General features: G+C 68.7%; 19 protein-coding genes. 11 read left to right on the top strand and 8 right to left on the bottom strand.

Annotation, left to right across the window (positions count from 1 at the left end; genetic code table 11):
• Positions 1–91 precede the first annotated feature (91 nt).
• Positions 92–1,033 carry an EamA family transporter RarD gene (gene rarD, locus WBA97_RS18725; protein ID WP_424232138.1) on the bottom strand — a complete coding sequence of 314 codons (942 nt, stop codon included), beginning with the start codon at positions 1,031–1,033 and terminating at the stop codon, positions 92–94.
• 196 nt (positions 1,034–1,229) lie between these two features.
• On the opposite strand from rarD, the gene WBA97_RS18720 reads away from it, so the two are divergent.
• The 7 genes from WBA97_RS18720 to WBA97_RS18690 all read left to right on the top strand — a co-directional run bounded on the left by WBA97_RS18720 (position 1,230) and on the right by WBA97_RS18690 (position 8,350).
• Positions 1,230–1,754 (top strand): (2Fe-2S)-binding protein, encoded by a 525-nt coding sequence (locus WBA97_RS18720; protein WP_424232137.1) that lies wholly within the window; start codon positions 1,230–1,232, stop codon positions 1,752–1,754.
• A complete protein-coding gene (locus WBA97_RS18715) occupies positions 1,751–4,189 on the top strand; it encodes a xanthine dehydrogenase family protein molybdopterin-binding subunit (protein ID WP_424232136.1) in 2,439 nt (812 codons plus the stop codon). Before WBA97_RS18720 ends, WBA97_RS18715 begins: the two co-directional genes overlap by 4 nt.
• Complete coding sequence (locus WBA97_RS18710; RefSeq protein ID WP_424232135.1) at positions 4,186–5,040, top strand: FAD binding domain-containing protein; 855 nt, start codon at positions 4,186–4,188, stop codon at positions 5,038–5,040. The genes WBA97_RS18715 and WBA97_RS18710 overlap by 4 nt, the downstream gene beginning before the upstream one ends.
• A gap of 59 nt (positions 5,041–5,099) precedes the next feature.
• Positions 5,100–5,807: an SRPBCC family protein gene (locus WBA97_RS18705; protein ID WP_424232134.1), complete on the top strand. Its 708-nt coding sequence runs from the start codon at positions 5,100–5,102 to the stop codon at positions 5,805–5,807.
• Positions 5,808–5,895: 88 nt separating this feature from the next.
• Positions 5,896–7,020 carry a CapA family protein gene (locus WBA97_RS18700; RefSeq protein WP_424232133.1) on the top strand — a complete coding sequence of 375 codons (1,125 nt, stop codon included), beginning with the start codon at positions 5,896–5,898 and terminating at the stop codon, positions 7,018–7,020.
• 18 nt (positions 7,021–7,038) lie between these two features.
• Positions 7,039–7,848, top strand: a complete 810-nt coding sequence (locus WBA97_RS18695; protein ID WP_424232132.1) for a serine hydrolase domain-containing protein — start codon at positions 7,039–7,041, stop codon at positions 7,846–7,848.
• Positions 7,849–7,912: 64 nt separating this feature from the next.
• The gene (locus tag WBA97_RS18690) at positions 7,913–8,350 is read left to right on the top strand and encodes a PPOX class F420-dependent oxidoreductase (protein WP_424232131.1); all 438 of its coding nucleotides are present in this window, start codon (positions 7,913–7,915) and stop codon (positions 8,348–8,350) included.
• Between the two features lie 196 nt (positions 8,351–8,546).
• Here the strand turns inward: WBA97_RS18690 and WBA97_RS18685 are convergent, their stop codons facing one another.
• On the bottom strand, positions 8,547–10,208 hold the full coding sequence (locus tag WBA97_RS18685) for a DNA repair helicase XPB (protein ID WP_424232130.1): 1,662 nt from the start codon (positions 10,206–10,208) through the stop codon (positions 8,547–8,549).
• An 88-nt stretch (positions 10,209–10,296) separates the two neighbouring features.
• Here WBA97_RS18685 and WBA97_RS18680 point away from each other — a divergent pair, with 88 nt between their 5' ends.
• Entirely contained in the window at positions 10,297–11,193 is an 897-nt protein-coding gene (locus WBA97_RS18680; protein ID WP_424232129.1) for an LppU/SCO3897 family protein, read from the top strand.
• A 163-nt stretch (positions 11,194–11,356) separates the two neighbouring features.
• On the top strand, positions 11,357–12,190 hold the full coding sequence (locus WBA97_RS18675) for an LppU/SCO3897 family protein (protein WP_424232128.1): 834 nt from the start codon (positions 11,357–11,359) through the stop codon (positions 12,188–12,190).
• A gap of 66 nt (positions 12,191–12,256) precedes the next feature.
• Here WBA97_RS18675 and WBA97_RS18670 read toward each other — a convergent pair whose 3' ends face one another.
• From WBA97_RS18670 to WBA97_RS18645, 6 genes are read right to left on the bottom strand one after another with little or no spacing between them, the layout of a single operon-like run.
• Positions 12,257–13,738, bottom strand: coding sequence for a UbiD family decarboxylase (locus WBA97_RS18670; protein ID WP_424232127.1), 1,482 nt, complete (start codon positions 13,736–13,738; stop codon positions 12,257–12,259).
• 2 nt (positions 13,739–13,740) lie between these two features.
• Positions 13,741–14,292, bottom strand: coding sequence for a UbiX family flavin prenyltransferase (locus WBA97_RS18665; protein WP_424232126.1), 552 nt, complete (start codon positions 14,290–14,292; stop codon positions 13,741–13,743).
• A gap of 32 nt (positions 14,293–14,324) precedes the next feature.
• Positions 14,325–15,143, bottom strand: a complete 819-nt coding sequence (locus tag WBA97_RS18660) for an ABC transporter ATP-binding protein (RefSeq protein WP_424232125.1) — start codon at positions 15,141–15,143, stop codon at positions 14,325–14,327.
• Positions 15,144–15,151: 8 nt separating this feature from the next.
• Complete coding sequence (locus WBA97_RS18655) at positions 15,152–16,015, bottom strand: ABC transporter permease (protein WP_424232124.1); 864 nt, start codon at positions 16,013–16,015, stop codon at positions 15,152–15,154.
• Complete coding sequence (locus WBA97_RS18650) at positions 16,012–16,776, bottom strand: ABC transporter permease (RefSeq protein ID WP_424232123.1); 765 nt, start codon at positions 16,774–16,776, stop codon at positions 16,012–16,014. The genes WBA97_RS18655 and WBA97_RS18650 overlap by 4 nt, the downstream gene beginning before the upstream one ends.
• 13 nt (positions 16,777–16,789) lie before the next feature.
• Positions 16,790–17,782 (bottom strand): ABC transporter substrate-binding protein, encoded by a 993-nt coding sequence (locus tag WBA97_RS18645; RefSeq protein WP_424232122.1) that lies wholly within the window; start codon positions 17,780–17,782, stop codon positions 16,790–16,792.
• A gap of 654 nt (positions 17,783–18,436) precedes the next feature.
• Here WBA97_RS18645 and WBA97_RS18640 point away from each other — a divergent pair.
• Positions 18,437–21,436, top strand: coding sequence for a nitrate- and nitrite sensing domain-containing protein (locus WBA97_RS18640; protein WP_424232121.1), 3,000 nt, complete (start codon positions 18,437–18,439; stop codon positions 21,434–21,436).
• Positions 21,433–21,858, top strand: coding sequence for a roadblock/LC7 domain-containing protein (locus WBA97_RS18635; protein WP_133907638.1), 426 nt, complete (start codon positions 21,433–21,435; stop codon positions 21,856–21,858). Before WBA97_RS18640 ends, WBA97_RS18635 begins: the two co-directional genes overlap by 4 nt.
• Positions 21,859–21,870: the final 12 nt, after the last annotated feature.

Raw genomic sequence — 21,870 nt, 5'->3', positions numbered from 1 at the left:
GGTGAGTTGGGGTTTCGGTGTCAGACCCGAATCCCCAACTCAGGGGTCCTGAACCGAAGACTCGCGGGTTCCGAACCGTGGACTCGCGGGGTTAGGGGACTGGTTCCGGTTCGAGGGTCTTCGGGGTGCGGCGGCGTAGGCCGTCGAAGGTGAGGACCGCTAGTGCCAGCCATACGATGCCGAAGCCCAGCCAGCGTTCTGGTGGCATCTGTTCACCGAAGACGAGGACGCCGAACGCGAACTGCATGCTCGGGGTCATGTACTGCAGCAGCCCGATCACCGACAGTGGGATCCGCACGGCCGCCGCGGCGAACGCCAGCAGCGGCACCATGGTCACGAACCCGCCGCCGATCAGCAGCAGCATGTGGCCGGCGCCCAGGGTCGCGAAGGTGCCGGACCCGGACGCCTCCAGGGCCACCACGTACGCCACCGCGGGCAGCAGTGTCACGCTCGTCTCGACGGCCATCGACTCGACCGCACCAACGTTTGCCAGCTTCTTGACCAGTCCGTACGTGGCGAAGCTGAACGCGAGCACCAGCGCGATCCACGGCATCTCGCCGTACCCGACGGCCAGCACCACGACCGCGACCAGGCCGAGCCCGACCGCGATCCACTGCGCCCGCCGCAGCCGCTCCTTGAGCAGTACCACCCCGAGCAGCACCGACACGAGCGGTCCGATGAAATACCCCAGCGCGGTCTCCACGACGTGCCCGTGGGTGACGCCCCAGATGTAGGCGCCCCAGTTCGCCGAGATCAGCACGGCGGCGGCCGCGAGCAGCAGGAGTTGGCGCCGGTTGCGCAGCACCGCGAGGTACGAGCCGAACCGTCGCGTCCACAGCAGCAGGCCCGCGACGACCACAAGCGACCAGATCATCCGGTGCGCGAGTGTCTCCAGTGCACCGGCCGCCGCGAGCAGCGACCAGTACAGCGGGAACAGTCCCCACAGGCCGTACGCGGTGACGCCGAACGCGATCCCACGCCGGTGTTCGGCGTCGGCATCGGTGCGCTGACCAGCGGCGGAAGGGGAGGTCACCCCAAAACCCTAAGCCATGCGAACGATCGACATCGAACGATAAAGGCAGGATCACACCGCGACCACCCCGCGCCTTTTCGTTCCCAGATCCACTTTGGCGTCTTCGGACTTGTCCCGGCGGCCGCGCGGGGGCAGGCTCATGGGATGTGAGCCTGCTCACGTGACCCGAGCTGACCACCACCGGCAGGGAGGCCGTATGCGCATCACCGTGACCGTTGACGGAACGAAGTTCACCGACGATGTCGAACCTCGCCAGCTTCTCGTCCACTATCTGCGAGAGCGGCTCGGCAAGGTCGGCACGGTGGTGGGTTGCGACACGAGCAACTGTGGCGCGTGCACCGTCCATCTCGACGGACACAGCGTGAAGTCCTGTTCCGTGCTCGCCGTGCAGGCCGACGGCAGCGAAGTCACCACCATCGAGGGTCTCGCGCGGGACGGGAACCTTCACCCGGTGCAGCAGGCGTTCCACGACAACCACGCCCTCCAGTGCGGGTTCTGCACCCCCGGCATGATCATGCAGTCGATCGACCTCCTGGCCGACAATCCCGACCCCGACGAGAAGGCCGTGCGGGAGGGCCTCGAGGGCAACCTCTGCCGCTGCACCGGCTACCAGAACATCATCCGTGCCGTACGGGACGCGGCCGCCCACATGAAGGGCGGCGCCGGTCCAGAGGCCGAGCAGGTGGCGGACGCGCCGGCCACCGCGGGAGGCACACAGTGACCGCCACGATCGAACCGGAGGTCGGCAAGTCCCGCCGCCGGAAGGAAGACGCGCGCCTGATCACCGGGCGCACCCGCTGGACCGACAACCTGACGCTGCCCGGCCTGCTGCACATGGCGGTCCTGCGCAGTCCCATGGCGCACGCGCGGATCACGGCCATCGACACGTCGTCGGCGAAGGAGATGCCGGGCGTGCACGCCGTGTTCACCGGCGCCGACCTCGCCGACGAGCAGGGGAGCCTGCCGTGCGCGTGGCCGATCACCGAGGACATGAAGTCGCCGAACGCGCCGTCGATCGCGGTCGACAAGGTCAACTTCGCCGGTGAGATCGTGGCCATCGTGGTCGCGCGCAGTGCCTACGAGGCCGCCGACGCGCTCGAGGCGATCGACGTCGACTACGACGAGTTGCCGATCGTGCTCGACATGGCCTCGGCCGTTGAGGACGGTGCCGACCTGGTGCACGAGGACCTCGGCACCAACAAGAGCGCCACGTGGATCTTCGACTCGAACGAGGCGGGCACCGGCGGCGATGTCGAGGCCGCCATCACCGACGCCGAGGTCGTCGTCGAGCGCACCTACCGGCAGCAGCGCCTGATCCCGGCGTTCATGGAGCCGCGGTCGTTCATGTGCGACCCGACGGGCGACCAGATCACCCTGTGGTCCAGCACCCAGATCCCGCACATCCTGCGGTTCCTGCTGGCCGCGCAGCTCGGTGTGCCGGAACACAAGATCCGCGTGATCGCGCCGGACGTCGGTGGCGGGTTCGGCGGCAAGCTGCAGGTCACGCCGGAAGACTTCCTGACCTTCCTGGTGGCGCGGCGGCTCGGCAAGCCGGTCAAGTACACCGAGTCCCGCAGCGAGAGCCTGATGTCCGGGCACCACGGCCGCGACCAGATCCAGAAGCTGACGCTGTCGGCGCGGCGCGACGGCACGGTCACCGGCCTCAAGGTCGAACTGCTCGCCGACATGGGCGCGTACCTACGCCTGGTCTCGCCGGGTGTGCCGATCCTCGGCGCGTTCATGTTCAACGCGATCTACAAGTTCCCGGCGTACCGGTTCGTGTGCACCAACGTGTTCACCAACAAGGTGCCCACCGACGCCTACCGCGGCGCCGGGCGGCCGGAGGCGACGTACGCCATCGAGCGCCTGATGGACGAGCTGGCGGTCGAGGTCGGCATGGACCCGATGGCGGTGCGGGAGAAGAACTGGATCAAACACGAGGAGTTCCCGTTCACCACGGTGTGTGGGCTCACCTACGACTCCGGCAACTACGAGGCCGCCACCGACAAGGCCAAGGAGCTGTTCGGCTACGACGCGCTGCGCGCCGAGCAGGCCGAACGCCGCGCACGCGGTGACTCCGTGCAGCTCGGCATCGGCATCTCCACGTTCACCGAGATGTGCGGCCTCGCGCCGTCCCGCGTGCTGGGTTCGCTGTCCTACGGCGCCGGCGGCTGGGAGCACGCGGCGATCCGCATGCTGCCGACCGGCAAGGTCGAGGTCGTCACCGGTTCGTCGCCGCACGGCCAGGGCCACGAGACGGCGTGGAGCCAGATCGTCGCCGACCAGCTCGGGGTGCCGTTCGAGGACGTCGAGGTGCTGCACGGCGACACGCAGTCCTCGCACAAGGGCATGGACACCTACGGTTCGCGGTCGCTGACCGTCGGCGCCATGGCCGTCGTGGCCGCCACGGACAAGGTGAAGGCCAAGGCCGCGAAGATCGCCGCGCACATGCTGGAGGCAGGCGAGGACGACGTCGAGTTCACGGCGGGCACGTTCCGCGTCCGGGGCACCGGCGCGGCGGCGGCGGGCGTCTCCATCCAGGACGTCGCGCTCGCCGTGTTCGCCGCGCACGACCTGCCAGACGGCGTCGAGCCGAACCTGGACTCGGAGGCCACGTACGACCCGGAGAACTTCTCGTTCCCGCACGGCACGCACCTGTGCGCCGTGGAGGTGGACACCGAGACCGGGCGGACGACCATCCGCGAGTACGTGTGCGTCGACGACATCGGCAAGGTGGTCAACCCGCTGATCGTCGAGGGCCAGGTGCACGGCGGGCTCGCGCAGGGCATCGCGCAGGCGTTGTTCGAGGAGGCCGTGCACGACGAGTCGGGCACGCTCACGACCGGCACGCTCGCCGACTACCTCGTGCCGTCCGCGATGGACCTGCCCTCGTTCACGACCGACCGCACCGAGACCCCCGCCACGTCGAACGTGCTGGGGGTCAAGGGAGTCGGCGAGGCGGGCACGATCGCCTCCACGCCTGCCGTGGTGAACGCGGTGGTCGACGCCGTGCGGCAGTTCGGGGTGGACGACATACAGATGCCGTGCACACCGATGCGTGTGTGGCAGGCGATCCAGACCGGTCAGACGGACGCGGGCGGCCTCGGCAGTGAGGCAGGCGGCGGTCTCGGCTCCATCCCAGGAGGTGCGCAGTGATTCCGGCCGCGTTCGACTACGTCGCCCCGACCACGGTGGACGACGCGGTGCGCGCGTTGTCCGAGGCGGGCGAGGACGCGAAGATCATCGCGGGCGGGCAGAGCCTGATGCCCGTGCTGCGGATGCGACTCGCTGCGCCGTCGAAGCTGATCGACCTCGGCAGGATCGCGGAACTGCGCGGCGTGCGTGAGGACGGCGACGCGCTGGTGATCGGCGCCATGACCACGCACTACGACGTGCAGCGTGACCCGCTCATCGCGGAACACGCGGCGCTGCTGGCGCTCGCGACCAACTCGGTCGCGGACCCGCAGGTGCGCCACCGAGGCACGTTCGGTGGTTCCCTCGCGCACGCGGACCCGGCGGGTGACCTGCCTGCCCCCGCGCTCGCGCTGGACGCCGAACTGGTGATCCGCGGCATGGACGGCACGCGCACGGTGCCTGCCGCGGAGTTCTTCACCGACTTCTTCACCACCGCGCTGCTGCCGGGCGAGATCCTGGTCGAGGTGCGGGTGCCGAAGACGACGGGGTGGAGCGCGCACTACGAGAAGTTCAACCGGGTCGCCCAGGCGTGGTCGATCGTCGCGGTGGCGGCGGCCGTGCGGGTCGACGGCGGCGCGATCGCGCAGGCCCGCGTCGGCCTGACGAACATGGGGTCCACCCCGGTGCGGGCCACGTCGGTTGAGCAGGCGCTGGTCGGTCAGCCTGCCACCGCCGAGGCCATTCGCGCGGCCGCCTCGCACGCGGCGGACGGCACGAACCCGGCGAGCGACGGCAACGCCGACACCGAGTACCGCAAGCACCTCGCCAGGGTGCTGACCTCTCGGGCGGTCAGCGCGGCCGTTGGCGCTTAGGGTGGAGCAGGGCGGCGCCTCCGTCCCGGAGGTGCCGCCCTTCGTCTTGTGGAGGAACAGTGAAGCTGGAGCACTCGTTCACCGTGCCTGCCGACATCGACACCGTCTGGCAGGCGGTGCTCGACCCGGAGCGGGTGGCACCGTGCATGCCGGGCGCGACGCTCACGGAGGTGGACGGTGACCGGTTCAAGGGCTCGGTAAAGGTCAAGGTGGGCCCGATCTCGTTGCTGTACAAGGGAAGCGGCGAGTTCCTTTCGAAGGACGACTCGTCGCGCTCGGTCGTGATCAAGGCGTCGGGCAAGGACGCCCGCGGCAACGGCACCGCCTCGGCGACCGTGACCGTGTCATTGCGCGCCGACGGCGACTCGACCATCGGGTCGGTGGACACGGACCTGTCGATCACCGGCAAGCCCGCCCAGTTCGGCCGAGGGCTGATCTCCGAGGTGGGCGGGAAGATCCTGAACACGTTCGCGACGTGCCTGGCCACGAAGCTGGCGCCCGCCGAGCCGGAGGCCGCGCCCGCCGAGCCGCCGAAGCTGTCGGTGGTGGAGGAGGCCGTGTCGACCGGCAAGGAGGCGGGCGAGGAGGCGGCCGAGCACGCCCCGCCGCCGTCGAAACCCAAGCTGACGGCGGCCCCCGAGCCGTCGAACGAGCCCATCGACCTGCTCGCCTTCGCGGGGCCGTCGGTGCTGAAGCGCGTTGCGCCACTGGCCGCGGTCGTGGTGGCGGTACTGGTGTTCATGGGCTTGCGCCGCCGCCACCGCTGAGTCGCCGCCGTCGAGGCATCGCCTCGAGGGCGGAGGCCAGGCCATTGGAGGGTTGAGCCGCGCCGTGCCGCCCGGCACTATTGCTCGCGTGCGGCGGATCGTGGGGCTCTGTGGGGTGGCTCTCCTCGTCTCCGGCTGTGCCGGGACCGGAGCCCAGGGCGGTGAGCCCGTGCCGCCGTTCCATCCGGCGTCCGTCACGCCGCGCGAGGACCCCGTCGCCAAACCCGCCGACTCGTTCACCGTCGTCGCGACCGGGGACGTGCTCATCCACCCCGCGCTGACCGAGCAGGCCGAGGAGGACGGCGGCGGTACCCGCGACTTCAAGCCTCTGTTCGCGGGCATCAAGCCGGTGATCGAGGCTGCTGACCTGGCGATCTGCCACATGGAGGTCCCGCTCGCCACCGCGGACGACGACTTCGAGGGCTACCCCCTCTTCTACGCGCCGCCAGAGGTCGCCGAGGCCGTCGCCGCCACCGGGTACGACACCTGCTCCACCGCCTCCAACCACACGTTCGACCACGGCGCCGAGGGTGCGGCCGCCACGCTCGACGCGCTCGACGCCGCGAAGATCGGGCACACCGGGTCCGCGCGCACCGAGGAGGAGTCGGCCAGTCCGCTCGTCACCGAGGTCAACGGGGTCAAGGTCGGCCAGGTGTCGTTCACGTTCGACTACAACCAGGGCACCGAGGAGCCGGAGCCGTGGATGGGCAACGAGATCACCGTCGACGGCGTGCTCGAGGCCGCGAGGAAAGCACGCGCGGCGGGTGCCGAGGTGGTGATCGCGAGCCTGCACTGGGGCATCGAGGACCAGCACGAACCGACCGGCGACCAGCGGGAGACCGCGGCGGCGATCCTCGCCGACCCGGCCGTCGACCTGATCGTCGGGCACCACGCGCACGTGGTGCAGCCGTTCGAGAAGTTCGGCGACAAGTGGGTCGCCTACGGCCTCGGCAACTCCGTCGCCAAGCACGAGGAGCCGCGCGGCACCACCGAGGAGGGCCTGATCGGGCGCTTCCGGTTCACGAAGTCCGGCGCCGGGTGGCTGGTGGACAAGGCCGAGTACCTCCCGACGCTCGTCGACCTCGGCCCACCCATCCGATTACGGGACCTCACGTCCGACGACACCGTCGACGCCGCACGCAAGCAGGAGGCGTTCGACCGCACCGACGGCGTGGTGATGTCGCTCGACCCGCCGGGACTCACGCGGCCGTGAGGTCGTAACGTCGTTGCCATGGAGAGTGTGCGTGCGGTCGCCGACTGGCCGGTGGACAACGCGGCGGTCGCGGTGGTGTCCGCGTCGGGCGGCCTGCTGGGCACCGCGGGATCGCAGCAGCGCGAGTTCAAGCTGGCGTCGGTGACGAAACTGCTCACGGCGTACGCCACGCTGGTCGCCGTCGAGGAGGGTGCGGTCGAGTGGGACCAGCCCGCCGGCCCCGAGGGGTCGACCGTCCGGCACCTGATCGCGCACGTGTCGGGCCTCGCGTTCGACGAGCACAAGGTGATGGCCGAGCCCGGCACCAGGCGGATGTACTCGAACGTGGGTTTCGAGGTGCTGGCCGACACGGTCCACGACGCGTCGGGCATCCCGTTCGCCGAGTACCTGACGGAAGCGGTGCTGGCGCCGCTGGGCATGGAGTCGTCCCGGCTCGCGGGCACGGCCGGTGCCGGCGCGGTGTCGACGTGCGCGGACCTGGCCCGCTTCGCGGCGGAGTTGCAGGCCCCGACGCTGGTGTCACCCTCCACAGTGGACGAGGCGACGTCGGTCGCGTTCCCCGGCATGTCCGGTGTGCTGCCCGGCTACGGCTACCAGAAGGACAACGACTGGGGTCTCGGGTTCGAGCTGCGCGACCACAAGAGTCCACATTGGACCGGCAAGAACAGCTCACCGGCGACGTTCGGCCACTTCGGGCAGTCGGGCACGTTCCTGTGGGTCGACCCGGCCGCGGGTGTCGCGTGCGTCGCGCTGGCGGACCGCGCCTTCGGCCAGTGGGCGATCGACACGTGGCCGGACTTCACGGACGCGGTGCTCGCCGAGCTGTGAGCGGGGGAGAACCGCGGCGCGGCCCGGTGCGCGACCGGCCACGGGTCCGGGCACGATGGCGGGCATGCACCACATGGATCGCGACGAATGGCTCGCCTTCGTCTCGCACGGCACCCGCACCGGCAAGCTCGCGACGGTACGCAAGGACGGCTCACCGCACGTGGCGCCGGTCTGGTTCCTGATCGACAGCGACGACCACGGTGACCACATCGTGTTCACGACCGGCGCGGACACGGTGAAGGGCCACGCCGTCAGGCGCGACCCCCGCCTGTCGATGGTGGTGGACGTCGAGACGCCGCCATTCTCGTTCGTCCAGTTCCAGGCGGAGGCGACCGTCTCCGAGGACCTGGACGTGATGCTCGGCTGGGCGACCCGCCTCGGCGCCCGTTACATGGGCGCCGAAGCCGCGGCGGCGTTCGGCAAGCGCAACGCCGTCCCCGGCGAGCTGCTGATCCGCGCCCACATCACGAAGGTCGTGGCGCTGGCGGAAATCGCGGATTGACCCTCCGTGAGTTCGGGACGCCCAACCTGGATCCACCGGTTGCGTTTGCCTCGCCGGTTTGCCTCCGGCGAGGAGCCGCCGGAGGCAAACCCAGCGAAGAGCCGCCGGAGGCAACCGGTGGATTCAGGTTCAACGCCCTGAAAGCGCCTGATCGGGACATCGGCATCGCACCCTGCGGGTGGGGCGGGTGTGGTCGTTAGCCCATTGATGGGAGTTGTGGGCCCAGGTAGTCGTCCGCGTCGCGGATTGTGTATGCGTAGCCCTGTTCGGCCAGGAAGCGTTGCCGGTGGGCGGCGTACTCGGTGTCCAGGGTGTCGCGGGAGACGACCGAGTAGAAGTGTGCCTGGCGGCCGTCTTCCTTGGGGCGCAACAACCTGCCCAGCCGCTGCGCTTCCTCCTGTCGTGACCCGAACGTGCCCGACACCTGAACGGCGACCGTGGCCTCCGGCAGGTCGATCGAGAAGTTCGCGACCTTCGACACCACCAGGACCCGCAGCTCGCCGCGCCGGAACTGGTCGAAAAGGCGCTCGCGTTCCGCGTTGCGGGTGGAGCCCTGGATCACCGGTGCCGAAAGCTCCGCGCCGAGCATCTCCAGCTGGTCAAGGTAGGCGCCGATGACGAGCGTCGGCTCGTTGGGGTGCTTCGCCAGGATCTGTTTCACCACCGGGATCTTCGTGTCCACAGTGGAGCACAGCTTGTATCGCTCCTCCGGCTCGGCCGTCGCGTAGGAGAGCCGCTCGGCGTCGGTGAGCGTCACGCGCACCTCGATGCACTCCGCGGGCGCGATCCAGCCCTGGGCCTCGATGTCGCGCCACGGTACGTCGTAGCGCTTCGGGCCGATCAGCGAGAACACGTCACCCTCGCGGCCGTCCTCGCGGACCAGCGTCGCCGTGAGGCCGAGGCGGCGCCTGGACTGCAGGTCTGCGGTCATGCGGAACACCGGCGCGGGCAGCAGGTGCACCTCGTCGTACACGACCAGGCCCCAGTCGCGGGAGTCGAACAGGTCCAGGTGGCGGTACTCGCCCTTCGTCTTGCGGGTCATCACCTGGTACGTCGCGATCGTGACCGGGCGGATCTCCTTGCGCTCGCCGGAGTACTCGCCGATCTCCTCCTCGGTCAGCGAGGTCCGCGCGATCAGCTCGCGCTTCCACTGCCTGCCCGCGACCGTGTTGGTGACGAGGATCAGCGTGGTCGCCTTCGCCTGGGCCATGGCCGCGGCGCCGACGAGCGTCTTCCCCGCCCCGCAGGGCAGCACGACCACCCCGGACCCGCCGGCCCAGAACGTCTCCGCCGCCTGCCGCTGGTAGTCACGCAGTGACCAGCCGTTCTCCTCCAGCTCGATCGGGTGCGCCTCGCCGTCGACGTACCCGGCGAGGTCCTCCGCCGGCCAGCCGACCTTCAACAGCATCTGCTTGAGACGGCCGCGCTCCGACGGGTGCACGATCACCGTGTCGTCGTCGACGCGTGCCCCGATCATCGGGGCGATCTTCTTGTGCCGTAGCACTTCCTCGAGCACGGCGCGGTCGGTCGTGGTCATCGTGAGGCCGTGTACTGGATGGTTGGCCAGCTGCAGCCTGCCGAACCGGCCCATGGTGTCGACGACGTCGATGAGCAGCGGCTGCGGCACCGGATACCGGGAGTACACGGTGAGCGCGTCGACCACCTGCTCGGCGTCGTGCCCGGCCGCGCGGGCGTTCCACAGCGCGAGCGGGGTGACACGGTAGGTGTGCACGTGCTCCGGTGCGCGCTCCAGTTCGGCGAACGGCGCGATCGCGATCCGCGCGTCGTTCGCACGCGGGTGGTCGACCTCGAGCAGCAGCGTCTTGTCGGATTGGACGATCAGTGGGCCGTCGGTCACGTGTGGCGGTTTCCCCTCGGCTTTGGCATCGCAAACGTCACAACAACCGGCTCGTCGCATTCAATCCCGCAACGCTAGATTGCCGTGCATGACGACGCCTCCCTACCAGTCGGGGCCGTATGGACAGCCCAGCCAGGATCCGTATGGGCAGGGAGGCTACGGCCAGCAGAGATCGCCGCAGCAACCGCAGTACGGCCAGCCACCATACGGCGGTCAGTACGGCGGCGACAACGATCAGACCCAGCAGTTCGGCGGTGCCCCGCAGTACCCGCAGAGCCCTTACGGCGGCCAGTACGGCGCCACGCAGCAGTGGCCGGGCGCGGGCGGCGGTGGCTACGGCGGGTTCACGCCACCACCGGAGCCGCCGAAGAGGACCGGCATGATCGTCGCCATCGTCACGATCGCGTTGCTGGTGGTGGCCGGCGCGGGGGTCGGGCTCTACTTCACCAACAAGGACGACGGCGGCAAGACCGCGGGCGGTGAGACGTCCACCACGGTGCCGGACGAGACGGAGGCCACCTCCGACGAGGAGGAGCCGACCGAGGAGGAGACCTCCACCGAGGAGACGGCGGATCCCGGGGACGCCATCGACGCGCAGCCCGGCGACTGCATCAAGGTCAACATCGCCAGCTCCACCAACGCGGACGTGGAGACCGTCGACTGCGCCACCCCCGAGGCCATCTACCGGGTCGCCACGCGGGAGGAGACCGACACCGAGTCGTGTCCCAACGAGCAGTACGTCTCCTACACGGAGGAAGGCCAGCTCCTGCTGTGCCTTCAGCTGAACGTGTCCGATGGCGACTGTCTCGAGGTGTCCGACAACGAGGACAAGCGGGCGGAGTGCACCGCGCCGGGTGTCACCCACAAGGTGGTCGACGTACTCGATGGTGTCGACGACGAGACGCAGTGTCCCGACGCGACCACCGAGGTCATCACCTACCCGAAGCCGCCGCTCACGATCTGTCTCGGATCGCCTACGGCGTAACGGAGTTCGAGCCCTCAGCGACTGCCCGATGACGGTCCGTGGTCTTGTTCATGATCCACAGAGGACTTCGGTGGGGTGGCACACGCCTGTCGGTGCGGTCGCGTACATTGCTGCTCTCGAACCAAGTCTTCCGATTTGTCGGCATGGCGTGCGAGGGGTGCACATGAACTCTCCCAACTACCCGCCCCCGGGCGGGCCGCAAGAGCCGTACGGCTCCCCGCAGGGGCAACCGTACGGTCAGCGGCCGCCGCAGACCCCGCCCGGCGGGCAGTTCTACGGTGGCCAGCCGCCGCAGACCCCGCCCGGTGGACAGTCCTACGGTGGCCAGCCGCCGCAGACCCCGCCTGGTGGGCAGTCCTATGGCGGCCCGCCGCCGCAGGGGCAGCCGTACGGTGGCCCCGGTGGGCCCTCGGGCCCCGGTGGCACGCCGCCGGTCGGCTACGCGACCCCGCCCCCGCCGCCCCCCGGCGCCAAGCCGAAGAACACCGGCAAGATCATCAAGATCGTCCTCGGCGTTGGCGTCGTCGTCGCCATCGCGATCGTCGCGATCGTCAACTGGGGCACGGCGCCGTCCACCTCCAAGGTCGGTGACTGCATCAAGGTCAACAGCGTGAGCACCACCGACGCCGACGTCGAGAAGATCGACTGCAACAGCAAGGAGGCGGCGTACAAGGTGGCCGCCACCTTCGACGACAGCTCCGCGAAGTGCCCGGGTGGCACCGAGAGCGACTACGTGTCCTACACGGAGTCCGGCCGAGGCGACCTGACGCTGTGCCTCACGCTGAACGCCAAGGAAGGCGACTGCTTCGAGCAGGCCGACGCCGACAGGCGCGTCGAGTGCACCGACCCCAAGGCCACGTTCAAGATCATCAAGATCCTGACCGACACCTCGGACGGCGCGAGCTGCCCCGAGGAGAGCCAGGGCAACTTCTACTCCTACACCGATCCCGACATGGTGCAGTGCATGGGCCTTCCGGCCGAAGAGGGCGGGGCCTGAGCAGGCCGACAGAGAAGCAGCGGGGCTCCCGGATCACCCCGGGAGCCCCGCTTTTTCGTTGTCCAGCTACATGATCGCGCCGCTGCTCCGCTGCGCAGGGGCGGACGCGCGTTCCGCGCGCTCGGCCGCGGTCCACTTGTCGACCGCCGACCTCGGCGTGGCCGACGGGTCCGGCACGTCGATGTCCAGGTCGTCGATGGCGAACTCCTTCAGCCGCACCCGCTCGTAGGCGTAGGTCTTCGGGAAGGGGTGGGTGGCGTTGAAGCCGATCTTCGCGCCGAAGTAGTCGGGGAAGGTCGGGTTCAGACCGTGGCCGAACGCGTCCGGCACGGTGATCACACCGGTGGTCGGGTCGAGCCGGGTGGCGAGCGCCCACTCGACGTCGGAGGCGTCGCGGATGTCCACGTCCTCGTCGACCACGGTCACCATCTTCAGCGGCGGGAACGCCGCGAACGCCGACATCACCGCGAGCTGCGCCCAGCCGGCCCGCTTCTGCGCGATCTGCACGACCGCGTGGTAGAAACCGCAGCCGCCGTGCGGGAAGTACACGTCGATGATGCCCGGCACCTGCTTGCGCACCGAGGCGAGCACGGAGGCCTCGCCGAGCACACCGGCCGAGTTCCACACCTCCTTGCCGCAGATGATGGTCTGGAACACCGGGTTCGCACGGTGGTGGACGGCGCGCACGTGCACGACCGGCCGAGGCGCCACCTTCGCGTAGTAGCCGGTGACCTCGGCGAACGGACCCTCGTCGGCGACCTCGCCAGGGATGAGCTCGCACTCCAGCGAGTACATGGCGTGCGCGATCATCTCGACCTCGGGCAGGTCGCCGCGGACCAGCTCGACCGGGTCGCCGTGGAACACCGACGCGATGCCGAGCTCGTCGGTGTCCGGCGGCGCCGCCTCGGCGGGCGTGACGGCCGCGAAGTGCACGCCGGGCCCGACGCCGATGTTCAGCGAGAACTTGAGCGTCTCGCCGCGCTTCCTGGCGTTCTCGACCGCCATCTGGAGGTGGCGGCCCGCGTCGATGTTGATGTGCAGCCGGTCCCGGTCGACCAGCATGAACCGCTGGATCGACGCGTTGCGCACGCCCGTGTCCGGGTCGGTCACCACGACCACGCCAGCGTCGATGTACGGGCCGCCGTCGAGCTCCGCGTGTGTGGGGATCGGCAGCTTGAACAGGTCGACGACCGGCTGCGTGTACTCCTTCACCGGGCCTGTCTCGACCACCAGCGGCTCGACCGCCTTGTCGAACGGGTCGGCCTGCCACTGCGCCACCTTGCCGGAGATGTGGGAGGGCAGCTTGCGCTCCTCCGCGCCGATCAGCTCCGCCAGCAGCGCACGGGACCAGTACAGGCCCGTGAACACCGGGTGCTCCTGCCCACGCACGTTCTCGAACAGCACCGCCTGCGCACGCCCCTCGAAGTGGGCCGCCACGCTGGCCAGCTGGTGCACGGGGTCCACCTCGGAGCGCACCCTGATCAGCTGCCCGGCCTTGTCGAGGGTCTCGATGATCACCCCGAGGTCGTGCAGAGGGCTTACCGGCATGTTCAGTCTTCTCCCCACCTACGGACGAGGTCCGTCTCGATGTCGAAGTAGTCCAGTACTCGACCGATGGTGTGGTCGATGATCTCGTCGAGCGACTCCGGCCTGGTGTAGAACGCGGGCACCGGCGGCATGATCAGCGCACCGTCCTCGGCCGCGGCCTGCATGGCCTTGAGGTGGGCGATCCGCAGCGGCGTCTCCCTGCACATCAGGACCACCTTGCGGCGTTCCTTCAGCGCGACGTCGACGGCCCTGGTGAGCAGGCTCGTCGTGTTGCCGTACGCGATCTCCGACAGTGAGCGGATCGAACAGGGCGCGACGACCATGCCGAGGGTCCGGAAGGACCCCGACGAGATGGCGGCGCCGATGTCGTCGCTCGGGTAGTAGACATCCGCGAGCGAGCGGACGTCCTCGAGCTTGAGGGTGGTCTCTTCGAAGATCGTCCGTTTGCCACTGCGGCTGATCACCAGGTGGGTCTCGACGTCGACCTTGCGAAGGGCTTCGAGTAGCCGGATCCCGTACACCGAACCCGACGCGCCGGAAATCCCGACGACCATGCGTCTCGCCGATATGGACATGGCTTACCCCGCTACTGCATCTCGACAGGCACCGCTTGAGTGATCTCGTTGACTGCGTCGTGTTCGCCCGCCGTGCCGTAACGCAGCAACCGCGCCACCTCACCGCGCAGGTGGACGAACTCGTCAGTCTCCTTGGTCGCGATCTGGTCACGCTGCGTGCCAAGCGACACGTCCAGCGTCGACACGACCGTGCTGGGTGCCTTCGACAGCACCAGCACCCGGTCGGACAGGTACACGCTTTCGTCGATGTCGTGGGTGACGAGCAGGACGGTCGTGTCGTACTCGCTGCGGACCCGCAGCAGCAGGTCCTCGAGCTCGGCACGGGTCTGCGCGTCGACCGACGCGAACGGCTCGTCCATCAGCAGCAGCGCTGGCTGGCAGACCAGCGCCCTGGCGATGGCGACGCGCTGCTGCATGCCGCCGGAGAGCTGCCACGGGTACTTCTCGACCGCGTCGGCGAGGCCGACCCAGCCGAGCGCCTCGTCGACGACCTCGTGCCGCTGCCTGCGCGACAGGCCCCTGGCCTTCAGCGGGAACGCCACGTTGCCGCGCACGGTGAGCCACGGGAACAGTGACTTGCTGTACTCCTGGAACACGAACGCCAGGTCACGGGGTACTTCGGCGATGACCTGACCCATGAACCTCGACTCGCCCCCGGTGGGCGGCAGCAAGCCCGACACCGCCCGCAGGAGCGTCGACTTGCCGCAGCCGGAGGGACCGACGATGCAGACGATCTCGCCCTTCTCGACGGAGAAGGTGATGTCGCCGAGCGCGGTGTGTGCCTTCGCGCCCGACCCGTAGGTGTGGCTGATGCCGGTCACGTCCAACATGGGACGGTCTACCTCCCGGTGAGACTCTTCGACCTGGAGTGCCAGCCGATCACCCGGTTCTGCACGGCGAGCAGCAAAACGTTCAGGACGTATCCGAGTATGCCAAGCAGAACGATGCCGGCCCACATCTCCGACAAGGAGAAGTTGCGCTGAGCCAGGATCATCTGGTATCCGATGCCGTTCGTCGATCCGACGAGCTCGGAGATGACCATCAGGATCAGTGCGAGAGACAGGCTCACCCGCAGGCCGGCGAAGATCTTCGGCAACGCTGCCGGGAACACCACGGTCGCGAGGAACCGCGGCTTTGACAACCGCATGCTCCTGGTCGTCTCGACGACCGTCTCATCCAGCGTATGCGCACCGTCAATGGTGTTGAGCAGCACCGGCCAGATCACCCCGAAGACGATCGTGGCGAGCTGCATGGGCGTCCCGATCGGGAACAGGACGAGGAACACCGGCAAAAGCGCAGGTGGCGGCACTGATCGCAGGAACGTCAAGGTGGGCGAGAAGTAGTCGTACAGCTTGTCCGACCGGCCCATCATCAGGCCGAGGACCACGCCGACGACGCCCGCCGCCGCCCAGCCGCCGAGCAGCCGCAACAGGCTCGGCACGACGTCGTGGAACACCGCGTCGGACAGCCACAGCTGCGACGCGGGGCCCGACAGCCACAGGTCGACCATGGTGTTGCCGATGGTCACCGGGGTCGGGAAGTACGGCGCCTCCGCGAGCGTGGTGGCGAGCTGCCATGCCGCGACGAAGCCCGCGAAAACCACCCATTTGCCGAGGATCTCGACCGCCCGCCTGCGCCTGCGACCGCCACTGGCGGCCCGCGGCGGCGTGACCTTTTTCTCTTTCGCGTCCATGACGGTCATCGCGCGCGGTCCCCGTCCGACCAGTTGACCCAGCGCCGCTGGACCCACTCGAAGAGCATGTTGATCACGAACCCGATCACGCCTGCGACGAACGTGCCCGCGATCGCGAGGTCCATCTGGGCGCCGCCGGTGCCGGTCTCGGTGATGAAGCTGCCGAGGCCGCCCGCGCTGCCCGCGAGCACCTCGGTGCTGACCACCAGGATCAGCGCGATGCTCGCCGAGATCCGCACGCCGGTGAGCACGAACGGGGCGATGGAGGGCAGCTTCACCCGCGTCAGCATCTGCCGCCGCGTCAGGTTGAACGCCTTCGCCGTGTTGATCTGCACGGGGTCGATGTCGCCGATCGCGTGCACGGTGTTGAACAGGATCGGCCATACCGCGCCGAACACGGCCAGTGCGACCTTCGCGTCCTCCGAGTCACCGAGCGCGATCAGCGCGAGCGGGATCATCGCCACCGAGGGGATGGGCCGGAGGAACTCGACGATCGCGCTGGCGGCCGAGCCGACGATCGGCACACTGCCGAAGAGAATGCCGAGCGGGACCGCGATGACCGTCGCGATGAAGAGCGCCACTGCCCAGCTGGAGACGGTCTCGACGACGTCGACGGAGAACTCGTAGTCGTTGAACATCTCGACCAGCCGCGCGCCGATCACCGATGGTGGCGGCAGCTGGTCGGGGTTCACCAGGCCGGAACGGCCGACGAGCTCGCAGATCGCGAGCACGCCGACCGTTCCGACGATGTTGCGTACCAGTCGGGACATCCCGGTGGGGGTGCTAACCGTTCTCGGCTGGGATCGGCACGACCATCGGCTCGATCTCGATCTCCTTCGGCAACATGTCGTATGTCACCAGGAGGTCGGCGATCCGCTGCAGCCGCTTCGGGTCGATCGTGGTCGGGTACTGACCGATCTTGACGATCGCGGCGGTCTGCGGGTCCATCTTGGCGAACTTCGGCAGCGCCTCCTCGACGTTGCCTCGATCGGCGGCGAGCTGCTGACCCTTGAGCAGCGCGCGCTGGAACGCGGAGATGGTGTTCGGGTTCTCCTCCGCGAACTCCTTCTTCACGGCGAAGCCGGACAGCGGGAAGTTCTCGGTCGGGCCCGCGCCGGTCAGGTCGAACACGATCTTCGCGCCGGTGGTCTTCATCGCGTCGGTCACGAACGGGTCGATCGTCGCCGCGGCGTCGATCTGGCCGTTCTGGATGGCTGCCGCCATCGCCGGGAACGGCATCTCGACGAGGTTGTCCTTGATCTTGTTGAAGTCCACGTCATTGGCGGTGAGCACCGCGCGGAGCAGCAGCTCGTTGATGTTGCCCTTGGCGTTGACGGCGATCTTCTTGCCCTCGAGATCCTTCGGGCTGTTGATCTGTGCGTCCTTGCCGGCGATGACGGCGAAGTTGCTGTTCGGCGTCGAGAGATACGACTCGCTGATGAACTTCATGTCGACCGCGCCCGCGGACTGGGCCTTGATGAAGGAGACCCAGTTTCCGAACGTGATGTCGAGCTCGCCAGCGGCCAACTGCGGGATCGCGATCGCACCACTCTGTACGGTCTGGGCCTCGATCTTGAGGCCCTCCTCGGCGAAGGCGTCGTTGAGCAGTGCGAGCTGGGCTCCCGCGCAGTCGATGCCGATCATGACACCGACCTTGAGGGTCGTCTTCTCCAGCGGCCCGGAGGCCGCGGTCGTGTCGCTGGACCCTTCGTTGGACTCTTCGCCACCGAAGAGACCGCAGCCAGCCGTGAGGGAGGCTGCGAGGAGGGTCGCCAACAGTCCGACCGCGCGAACGGACCCGCGCCTGGCCCGACCGACTCTGCCTGGACGATTCATTGTCTTGCCGTCTCCTGCCCTTGAATTTGTGCAGTGATCAGAGCGTTGAGAAATGTTCCTCAAACACGGGCTGCCCCTACACCGTGTTAAGGACGACCAGTTCTTGGCCCGCACGGAGGTATAGCCACCCGATCGGGTACTGTCAACAACTTGCAATCACATGGAGTGACTGCTTGGTCGCAAGCGTGAGCTACGGCCCGGTAGTCTAGGAGCAGTAGCGACCATCGGATACGAGTGTGTCGTCCGCCACTTTCCAAGCGTCAAGAAATCTCGGTGGTCCAGTCCATCGAAGGCGGGGGAAAGATCTTGGGCGAGACAACCATTCGTGACCTGACCTGAGCCGTCACCAGCAGGTTCGTAGTGTTGGACGGTGAGGGTGCTATGTGGCGGGTGGTCCGGGGCCATCACACCGTCCCGAACGGCCTCCCGTGGTCCGTTCCGTACGTGAGTGGTGGGACTCGTCCCCTTGACCGGTGGTGCCTATGCGGGAAAGCTGTGCGCCGCAGTGTCAGCCACACGGGTGAGATTGCTACAGAAGTGTGCGATTACTGACGGCGTCTTGGGAGTGAGTCCGGAGTGGCCAGGGACAGTGCGTTGGACGGTGACAGTACGACCGACAGCGCCGTGCGGCGTGCCAACGCCGCTATTCGCGCCGAACAGGCGTCGGGTCGGCCGGGCAAGCGCAGGCGTTTTCGCCTGAGCGAGTGGCGGTTGCCCACCAAACTGATGGTCGTGCTGCTGGTGCCGACCCTCGCGGCGCTGGCGTTCGCCGGTCTGCGGGTCTACACGCAGATCAAGCAGGCGAACGACCTCGACTACCTGCTCCAGCAGGTCGAGCTGCACTCGAAGGTCTATGAGGCGGCCGACCAGTTGCAGAAGGAAGGCCAGGTCGTCTCCAGGTTCGCGGCGTCGGGCCAGGAGGGCGACCGCGCCCCGATCGACGCGCAGCAGCAGGTGACCGACGACGCTGTCACCGCCGTGCGCGACGCGGCGGAGGCGTTCTACGGCGAGTCCGACGACGAGAACGTGCGCGCGGAGTACGAGCGGATCTTCTTCCGCCTCGAGAGCCTCCCCGCGCTGCGGGACGTCGCGACCTCTTCGCAGTTCGACGGCATCGCGATCGCGTCCATCTACGCGGACGTCGTGTCCAACATCCTGCAGGTCGGCCAGCTCGCCCGCGCCGATGTCGGTGGCGGCGCGCTGACCCCGCGCCTGACCGCGCTGAACGCGATCACGACCGCCAAGGCGCAGATCGCGCAGCAGTTCTCCTACATCGTGGCGGCCGCCCAGCAGGGCGCGATCCGCGCCAACGACCTCAACGAGATCCAGGCGGCCGTCGCCCGGCACGAGTCGGCGATCGCGACGTTCAACGCCGTCGCGACGCCAGCCGAGCTCCAGCGGCTGAACGACACCCTGGTGGGCCCCGCGGTCGACGCGCTGAAGCAGAACCGTCAGCTGCTCCTCGTCCGAGGTGAGAACGGCGGGAACCTGGGCGTCGACCCCGAGGACGTCGTGCAGGCCGGCACGAGCACGCTCGGCGTGTACCGCCTGATCGAGCGCGGCCAGCTGTCGGACCTGCGGGACTCGATCTCGACACTGCGCAACGACCAGCAGGAGGCCACCCTCCGCGACGCGGCGATCGTCCTCGCGGTCCTGCTCCTCGCGGTCCTCCTGGCGCTGCTGGTGGCGCGCTCGCTGCTCAAGCCGCTGCGTGTGCTGCGGTCCAACGCGCTCGACGTCGCGTACTCGCGACTGCCACAGACGGTCCGCCGAATCCTGGCCGACCCGGACCCGGTGGCCGCGTCCAAGAACGCGGTCGAGCCGGTGCCGGTGTTCACCAGGGAGGAGACCGGCCAGCTGGCCCGCTCGTTCGACGCGGTGCAGGAGCAGGCGGTCCTGATGGCGACCGAGCAGGCGCTCCTGCGCGACAACATCAACTCCATCTTCGTCAACCTGTCCCGCCGGTCGCAGGCGCTGGTCGAACGCCAGCTGTCCCTGATCGACCGCCTGGAGCAGGACGAGCAGGACCCGGACCAGCTCGCCTCGCTGTTCGAGCTGGACCACCTCGCCACCCGTATGCGGCGGAACTCGGAAAGCCTCCTGGTGCTCTCCGGCACCGGTCTTTCCCGGCAACTGTCGCGGCCGGTGCCCGCCTCCGACGTGGTCGGCGCGGCCGTGTCCGAGGTCGAGCACTACGCCCGCATCGAGGTGGCCTCCGCGCCGGACGTCGCGGTCCAGGGCCGCGCGGTCTCCGACCTCGTGCACGTCATCGCGGAACTGCTGGACAACGCGACCTTCTTCTCCCCCGCGGAGAAGAAGGTGATCGTCCGGATGGCGATGACGCGCAAGAAGGAGCTCGCCATCCAGATCACCGACCAGGGCGTCGGCATGTCGGAGGACGAGATCGGGGCCACCAACGCCCGCCTCGCCGACCCGCCGGACCTGGACGTCGCGGTGACAAGGCGAATGGGTCTCTACGTGGTCGCGCGCCTCGCCAAGCGGCACAACATCACCGTGCGGCTGCGTGACAACGAGGACATCGAGGGCGGCCTCATCGCCCGCATCAACGTGCCCGCCGAGCTGGTCCAGCCGGTCGGTGCGACGCCGAGGTCGATGGCCTCGCCGTCCACCACTGGCTCGCTCGCCATCGCGGACCAGACCAGCACCGAGGCGCGGCTCAACCCGCCCACCAACGCCCCGACCCGCAACAGCGGCATCGCGGGTGCGTTCACGAGCAACATGCCGAGGATCCGGCCGGAGGGCACGCAGGTCGGCGCGGACACCACACAGAACCGGTCGCCCGCCGAGCTGTCGAGCTACCCGTCGTTCAACCCCGGGTTCGACAGCGGTACCGAGGCCACCACCGCCAACGGCATGCCCGCGGAGCCGGCCGCCCCGCACAACGGCGGCCAGGACCCGGCCGACACCGGAACGGCGTTGTTCGGCGCGCCGTTGCCGGAGGCCGAGGTCGAGGACACCTCGTACCAGCCCTTCGCGAGTGGCAGGCCCTCGGGGGAGGCAGAGCTGAGCGTGGATGCGCCGACCGAGCGTCTGCCCATCTACGAGGCCGTCCTTTCGCAGTGGTTCGAGGCCACGGACACCGGATCCGTCCCGTCGAGGGGCGCCGACCCGGCCGCCGAGGTTGCCGCGAACGGCAACGGGCACAATGGGAACGGCACGGCTGGGAACGGCGCGGCTGGAAACGGCGCCGAGGTCGGCAACGGCCAGGCGTCGATGGAGGCCGAGCCGGTCGAGCCAACCCCGTGGACCTCACCGGGTGACGACGGTTGGCTGGCCGCGCAGGCTTTGCTCGAGGACAGGACTCCGGACACCACGACCAACGCAGGGCTACCCAAGCGGGTACCCAAGCAGCATCTGCTTCCGGGATCGGCCGCACCGAGGCACGAGGCAAGGGAGAGCACCGGGGAGATTCCTCCGGCTGCGCCGCTCCCACCACGCACCGCCGATGCGGTCAGGGGTCGCATGTCAAGCTTCCAGCAAGGTGTACGGCGGGGGCGCCACGCGCTCATCGAGGCATACGCTGGTGACCAATCCGGTTCGGAGCAGAGCCGTCAAGACGAGGAGCAGGAGTGACGACCGCGTCCGCACAGCAGCCCGGCAGCTTCGGGTGGCTTATCACAGATTTCGTCCGTCAGGTTCCTGGCGTGGCGCACGCCGTGGTCGTATCGGCAGACGGCCTTTTGCTGGCCGGTTCCCAGGGACTGCCGCGAGACCGCGCCGAACAACTGTCCGCCGTCTCGTCCGGTCTCGTCAGCCTCACCCAGGGCGCCGCACGGTGCTTCGAGGCGGGCGGCGTCAACCAGACCGTGGTCGAGATGGACCGGGGCTACCTGTTCCTGATGTCGATCTCCGACGGTTCGTGCCTCGCCGTACTGGCGGCGCCGAACTGCGACATCGGTCTGGTGGCGTATGAGATGACGTTGCTGGTCGAGAGGGTCGGCCAGCAGATGACTCCGGAGCTGCGAGCTCAGCTTCAGGGCGCACAGCGCAGGTAGCGGGGCATGCTG

Origin of the sequence: Actinophytocola sp. (assembly GCF_049647105.1) — a bacterium.
GTDB lineage: Bacteria > Actinomycetota > Actinomycetes > Mycobacteriales > Pseudonocardiaceae > Actinophytocola.
Note: the sequence above shows the minus strand (reverse complement) of the source record. Positions and strands in the feature narration are given on the sequence as shown.